Here is a 4,924-nt window from a genome sequence, read left to right as displayed (position 1 = left end):
TCCAAACTGGACAGGGATTACGAGCGGCTGGAGTCATCGGAACGCGACCGCCGGCATTTACGGCTGGACGTGCTCCGCCTGGACCTGTTCGCGCATACCAGGAGCCGTACACAGCATGAACGTCAATTGGAGGCCGGCAAAGAATACATCGACCTGGGTGGCAACGGGTACGGGCACGCGCGCTACGAGGCGTTGAAGACCGACTACGTGCGCCGTGAGACCGCATGCGATTGGGAATACCAGCAGTAAGACAAGGAAAACCAAATGATCCTGAGGAGGAGATTATGACACAGGTGCATATCAGCATCAAGAAGGCGAACGCGGACGGTTCGCTGGAACCGGTGGGGGGCAAACTGCGTTTCCGTCCAGTCCGCCGTCATTTCGACACGGCCAAGAACCTGATCGTCGCGGAACCGTTCGAGGCGGCGCTCGCGGCTGACGGCACGGTGACGGTGACGCTCATGCCAACCACGCCCGCATACGTGTGGCAGATCGTCGAATTGGCGGACTCGCCGCTCGCGTATACGCGTTATGTGGAGGTGCCGGATTCGAAAACCACCGTCGAGTACGCGGATCTGGACGATGTGGATCCGGCCACGTTCCAACCGGATGCGGTTGCCGGCTCGCCGTTGGTGAATTGGATGGTCGTGGGCTCATTGACGGAGGCGGAGGCGCAGAGCGAAGCGTATCCGGCCCGTCTGGTCATCTATCCGGTGGACGCGACCGAGAGCCGGGCGCGTGAGATCATGGCCAGCCTCGAGCAGTTGCAGGCCGACGCGTCCACGGCCGCCGCGCGTACCAGCGCGTTGAAATCCCAGGCCGTGCAGGACGCGGGTATGGTGGCGGACGCGGCCAACGGTCTCGCCGCGGTGACCATCGCCGCCGATACGGCGCGCGAGTCCATCCGGGCGAAGAGCGATGAGGCGAGCGTGGCCATCGACGGCATCGTGCAAAGCGTGCAGGAAAAAGCGAACACGGGCATCGCGGACATCCAGCAGGCCGAGGATTCGGTCAAGGATGATTCCACCGTCCATGACGGTTCGATGCCGGGTGTCCAGACCGGTGACGGTTCGACCACGGATGTGACGGACGTGGATGCCGGCGGCACGCCCGTGGAGGAGTAGTCCCATGCCTGTGTATGTGAACGGCGTGGAAATCGGCCAGCCCTATCTGAACGGCCGATTGATGAACGCGCTTTACAACGGCCGCAAAGTCTGGGCGACTCCGGCCGACACGGTGACCGGCGTGGAAATCCTCGCATCGGATGGCAAGCCTGCCCCCACCACGTTGCCCATCAACGGGTCGGTGGAGTTGGCTGCCCGCGCCACGTATGCTGACGGGCATAAGAGCGAACTGTTGACCATGGAGCATGTGTTCTGGAAATCATTGGACGAATCGGTGGCCACGGTTTCGGGCAACACGGTCACGTGGGTGCATGGCGGCACTGCCATGATAACCGCGAAAATCGGCGGATTCACGTCCGCCGCGTTGTCGCTGGCGGCGGGTTATGAGCCTGAGTCCGTGAGCGTGTTGGATGATGCGGGCAAGCCGGTCGAATCAATCGCGTTGCGTGTGGGCGAGAGCGTGAATCTCAGGGTGCGTATCCTGCCCGAGGCGGCAGCGCAGGAGTTCACGGCCAGCATCAAGGACACGGCTATCGCTTCGACGGGCGCGGCCAAGCCGGCCGGCATCACCGTCACCCCGGAATCATTGACCCTGCGTGTGGGCGAGACCGCCAGCCTGAATGTCAGCATCCTGCCGGATTACGCGCCGCAGGAATACGAGGCCACCATCAAGAACATCGAAATCGCCACGGCAAGCAAGGAGGAATAATCATGGCGCTATCAATCACCGGCAAGGCTATGGGTTCGACGAGCCTGGACCTCAAGGCCGGCACCATCACGAAAACCATCCCCGTAAGCGTGAGATCCACGAACCTGCTCGCCTATGGTCCCGCGTCGGGCAACAACCTGAACGTCACCGTCGCCAAGGACGGTTCGCTCGACCTCGCCTCGACGGAGGCCATCGAGATCGGCAAGGGCGTGCAATGGCCCGCGTTGGACCTGAGCGAATACGTGGGCCGTACGCTCTGCCTCGGATTCGACGGCGACCTCGCGCCGCAGGCGCTCGTGATAGTCCTGCGCGACGCGAACGAGCAAAACGGTGTCGTCGTCTACACGGGCAACAACAACCAGACGTTCACCGTCACCGAAGCAAACAAGAACACGCTCATGCTCAAATTCGTGCGCGGCGGCGTCGATGCGGGCATCATGACCGGCAACATCAAAATCCGGCTCACCATCGGAGACACCCCGCAAACGTGGATGCGACCCGACGTGACGAATCTATCGGGGGGGGCATGAGCCTGCCTAACCTGTTCCCCGCATTGGATTCCGGCACCGTCAACGGCGTCACCTGCACCCGTGAGGGCGACTCGTACACGGTCGACGGCACACCCACCGCGTGGGGCGGCATCTACAAGAAGACCACCTTGCCTGCCGGCTACTACCGGCTCACCCAGTCGGGAGCGGACAAGCCCTCGGCCCGCTGCATCCTGCCCGATGCCACGCAGTACAGCGCGACCAGCGGTTTCACGCTCACCGAACCGATGGAATGCATCCTGCAACTCACACTGAACCCATCGGAAACCTACACCAACGCGACGGTCACACCGTACCTGCGCAGAATCAGCTGATCCAACCAAAGGAGCCATCATCATGAGCGAAACCATGAAATCGATGGGGGGGGTGAGCGTCACCGCGCTCACCGCGGGCACCACCAGCCTCACCATCAAAGCCGGGGACCTGACGAAAACCATCCCCGTCACGGTGAAACGCAACTACCTGCCTGAAAGCCCGGAGGGCACCAGGAACGGGGTGACCCTCAAACGCGAGGGCGGCGGCGTCACCATCACCGGGCAGACGCCCACGCAGTTCACCGCATGGGAGGTGGATTTCACTTTGGAGGCGGGCCGCTACCTGCTCGACGGTGACGGCCTCTTCGTCAAAATCAGCCCGAAAGGCAGCAACGCCGGTGTATTGGACACCCGCCACACGCTCGAGAAGACGTTGGAAGCGGGCGAATACACGATGAGCATCGGCCTCACCGCCAACCAGACCGTGCCAACAGGCGTGCGCCACCCCTATCTCGAAAAACTCGACTAACCAACCATCAAAAGGAGCAAACCATGAGCGACATCATGCAAAACCGTTTAGGGGGGGGTGAGCGTAACAGCGCTCACCCCGGGTGAAACCCAACTCACCATCCAAACCGGAGGTATCACGAAAACGGTTCCCGTCACCGTATACCCGGCCGGACTCTACCCGATACTCGACGATCAACTGCCCTACTCCAACAACGGGGTCACGTTCACGCGCGGCTCCACTCCCGGCAGCGTGCACGTGAAGGGAACCGCCACCAAGTGGGCCAGCATCTCCGTCAACATCACGTTGCAGGCGGGCGAATACACGCTCGCCTGCAAGGGAGCGAACAACTGGGACTACGGCGTACAAGTCGCGATACCGGGCGACAGCGCAAACAACCTCAAAGCCCCCAGCGACACGCAACCGGTCACCGGCACACTGGCGGCCGGCAAATACTACTGCGAACTATTCGTAAACGAAAACCGGACCGTGGACCTCGACCTGACGCCCACACTCACCAAAAACAACTAACCCAATGGACCCCGATACCCCTCACGGCATCGGGGTCTATCCATATGCAAGCCATCCCCATCAAAGCCCGAAACCCTCTGCGGTTCCGGGCTTTTTTCATACCCGAAAGGAGGAGTCGCCTTGAAGAATTGGGAAACCCTGGAAGCGGACGAGAACCTGATCCTCTCCAAGCATTACACGCCCGGCCGCGCCGGCCACACGATCAAAGGCGTCGCATTGCACCACAATGCGGGCAATCTGAACGCCCGGCAGATCTACAACGTGTGGCAGACCCGTCAAGCCAGCGCCCACTATCAGGTGGACGCGAACGGCCATATCAGCCAGCACGTGTGGGACACGGACACCGCATGGGCTTTGGGAAACTGGAACGCGAACCTCGACTACATCAGCATCGAGCACGCCGACATCAGCACAAGCCCGTGGGCCGTCAGCGACGCCACGTTGGACAACGGCGCCCACCTGACCGCCGCCATCTGCAAACACTACAAGCTCGGCCGACCCACGTGGAACGTGAACGTGTTCCCCCACAGCCGGTTCAGCCAAACCCAATGCCCGGCCTCATTGGCCGGCTCCCAGAACGCGGCCTACATGGCACGCGCCCAGCAATGGTACGACCACATGACGGGCGGATCGGCCGCACCGTCAACCAACACCACAACCAACACCAACGATGGAGGATTACCCATGGCATCTTGCATGATCCGTAACGACGATACCGGTTTGATCTATTACTGGAGCCCCGAATCCGGTCTTACCGGCCTGACTCACCCCGATCAGGCGAAGCTCCTGGAATTGGCCGGCGTGAAGACCGTGCACGGCAACAACGGCTGCCCGTGGTGGGGCCGCGCACAGGAGATCACCACCATGGTCCAGGCTCACACGCTCGCCTATGAGACCGCGCAGACCGCCGCATTGCAGGCCATCGCGAAGAACGCGGGAGCCGACGCGGAAGCCATCACGGCGGCGGTCAAAACCTCGGTGAACGCCGCATTGGCGAATTTGAGTATCACGCTCACCAACCAGGCCAAAACCACTGAAACCACTGAGTCCAAGGAGGAGAAATAACATGGCAGACAACACTCTCGACACTCAGCTCGAACAGGTCACCGCCCCGGTGAACACGCCCGGAGTCGCCGACCACAAGGCCCAAACGGAAACCACCACCGGCTACACGCCCGTATTCAACGACACGGTGCGCACCGTCATCTACATCGCGACCCTCGTGGCCGGCATCGTCGGCGCCGGCGTCA

Annotated in this window: 8 protein-coding genes and 1 pseudogene; all 9 read left to right on the top strand. The window is 61.8% G+C overall.

Annotation, left to right across the window (positions count from 1 at the left end):
• The coding region (locus Tam1G_RS11770) for a hypothetical protein (RefSeq protein WP_101626602.1) at nt 1–249 on the top strand (249 nt) is incomplete at its 5' end.
• Between the two features lie 35 nt (nt 250–284).
• Nucleotides 285–1,124: a hypothetical protein gene (locus Tam1G_RS11305; RefSeq protein WP_101626601.1), complete on the top strand. Its 840-nt coding sequence runs from the start codon at nt 285–287 to the stop codon at nt 1,122–1,124.
• Between the two features lie 4 nt (nt 1,125–1,128).
• A complete protein-coding gene (locus Tam1G_RS11300; protein WP_207553064.1) occupies nt 1,129–1,833 on the top strand; it encodes a hypothetical protein in 705 nt (234 codons plus the stop codon).
• A gap of 2 nt (nt 1,834–1,835) precedes the next feature.
• Nucleotides 1,836–2,363: a hypothetical protein gene (locus Tam1G_RS11295; RefSeq protein ID WP_101626600.1), complete on the top strand. Its 528-nt coding sequence runs from the start codon at nt 1,836–1,838 to the stop codon at nt 2,361–2,363.
• Nucleotides 2,360–2,695 (top strand): hypothetical protein, encoded by a 336-nt coding sequence (locus tag Tam1G_RS11290; RefSeq protein ID WP_101626599.1) that lies wholly within the window; start codon nt 2,360–2,362, stop codon nt 2,693–2,695. Before Tam1G_RS11295 ends, Tam1G_RS11290 begins: the two co-directional genes overlap by 4 nt.
• 22 nt (nt 2,696–2,717) lie before the next feature.
• On the top strand, nt 2,718–3,164 hold the full coding sequence (locus tag Tam1G_RS11285) for a hypothetical protein (RefSeq protein ID WP_101626598.1): 447 nt from the start codon (nt 2,718–2,720) through the stop codon (nt 3,162–3,164).
• 57 nt (nt 3,165–3,221) lie between these two features.
• Nucleotides 3,222–3,674, top strand: coding sequence for a hypothetical protein (locus Tam1G_RS11280; protein ID WP_101626597.1), 453 nt, complete (start codon nt 3,222–3,224; stop codon nt 3,672–3,674).
• A 120-nt stretch (nt 3,675–3,794) separates the two neighbouring features.
• On the top strand, nt 3,795–4,739 hold the full coding sequence (locus tag Tam1G_RS11275; RefSeq protein WP_101626596.1) for a peptidoglycan recognition protein family protein: 945 nt from the start codon (nt 3,795–3,797) through the stop codon (nt 4,737–4,739).
• 1 nt (nt 4,740) lies between these two features.
• Nucleotides 4,741–4,924 (top strand): annotated as a pseudogene (locus tag Tam1G_RS11270) (hypothetical protein); the annotation flags it as partial.

It is taken from the genome of Bifidobacterium imperatoris (assembly GCF_002860405.1).
Lineage (GTDB): Bacteria > Actinomycetota > Actinomycetes > Actinomycetales > Bifidobacteriaceae > Bifidobacterium > Bifidobacterium imperatoris.
The sequence above is the reverse complement of the archived record's forward strand: the minus strand, read 5'-3'. Positions and strand labels throughout refer to the sequence as shown.

Excerpts from the sequence above, each read along its gene's own strand:
- Tam1G_RS11295 (WP_101626600.1), top strand. The coding sequence starts at position 1,836 with ATGGCGCTATCAATCACCGGCAAGGCTATGGGTTCGACGAGCCTGGAC.
- Tam1G_RS11300 (WP_207553064.1), top strand. The coding sequence starts at position 1,129 with ATGCCTGTGTATGTGAACGGCGTGGAAATCGGCCAGCCCTATCTGAAC.
- Tam1G_RS11290 (WP_101626599.1), top strand. The coding sequence starts at position 2,360 with ATGAGCCTGCCTAACCTGTTCCCCGCATTGGATTCCGGCACCGTCAAC.
- Tam1G_RS11285 (WP_101626598.1), top strand. The coding sequence starts at position 2,718 with ATGAGCGAAACCATGAAATCGATGGGGGGGGTGAGCGTCACCGCGCTC.
- Tam1G_RS11305 (WP_101626601.1), top strand. The coding sequence starts at position 285 with ATGACACAGGTGCATATCAGCATCAAGAAGGCGAACGCGGACGGTTCG.